The sequence below is a fragment of the Curtobacterium sp. MCBA15_008 genome, assembly GCF_001865065.1.
Lineage (GTDB): Bacteria > Actinomycetota > Actinomycetes > Actinomycetales > Microbacteriaceae > Curtobacterium.
In genome coordinates this window covers 1-421 of record NZ_MJGN01000050.1, presented here as the reverse complement: position 1 = coordinate 421, position 421 = coordinate 1, and the positions used below count along the sequence as shown (strand labels likewise).

Below are 421 nucleotides of genomic sequence, written 5' to 3'. Positions count from 1 at the left end.
GCTTCATAATCTTCGCCTGCATCGGGTCCGGTGGTGTCGGGTTCAGACTCATCTGCAACATCATGCTGGCACCCATCAGGATGGGCAGGATGAAGTACGGGTCCATGACCGACAGATCCTGGATCCACAGCATGAAGGGGGCGTGTCGCAGCTGGACACTTTCAAACAGCACCCAGTACAGGGATATAAAGACCGGCATCTGTACCAGTATCGGCAGGCGGCCACCCAACGGGTTTATCTTCTCCCGTTTGTACAACGCCATCATTTCCTGGGACATGCGCTGGCGATCATCGCCATACAGTTCTTTCAACCTTGTCAGCTGGGGCGCTACCGCTCGCATTCTTGCCATGGACCGGTAACTGGTGGCTGACAGTTTGAAGAACACCGCCTTGACCAGGACAGTCAACAGGATGATCGCCAC

General features: G+C 55.3%; 1 protein-coding gene. It reads right to left on the bottom strand.

The genetic code is table 11. The features are described from left to right. On the bottom strand, positions 1 to 421 hold a 421-nt coding region (gene yidC, locus BIU96_RS16290; RefSeq protein ID WP_139200105.1), incomplete at both ends, for a membrane protein insertase YidC.